This is a genomic window from Pseudomonas meliae, assembly GCF_001400515.1.
GTDB lineage: Bacteria > Pseudomonadota > Gammaproteobacteria > Pseudomonadales > Pseudomonadaceae > Aquipseudomonas > Aquipseudomonas amygdali.
Genome location: NZ_LJQT01000407.1, coordinates 1 through 384 on the forward strand (window position 1 = coordinate 1; position 384 = coordinate 384).

1 protein-coding gene is annotated in these 384 nt (G+C 48.7%); it reads right to left on the reverse strand.

All coding sequences use genetic code 11. The annotated features are described in order from the left end of the window. Positions 1-384, reverse strand: a 384-nt coding sequence (locus tag ALO64_RS18635) for a PhnD/SsuA/transferrin family substrate-binding protein (protein ID WP_408002919.1), incomplete at both ends; no start/stop codon positions are given.

Here is a 384-nt window from a genome sequence, read left to right on the forward strand (position 1 = left end):
CTAGCTCCGAAAGGCTATGAATGGGCGAGTCTGCAGGTACCACGATCTGCCCCTCGAGGGCAGGCGCGTCACGGCGACCAAACACCGTCCAGCCCATCTTGTCGCGTTCCGGGCTAAAAAGATGGTTAGTAAAAGCGAAATCAACTTCTTGCGCGAGCACATAACTTGTTGTATCAGAGGATGTCCGCCCTAATTTCAGCGTGAGATTCACGCCGCTTTTGTCGGACACATACTTTATGATTGGATTCCAAAAACTGGCTGAAAGATTAAGGTTGTACTGATTGACAGGCGAAAAATTGTAAACCTTAAGTTCTTCAGACGCGGCCACATTTGACAAGGAAAGCGACAGGACAACCATTATAGCTTTGCAGCCCAGGCATAACT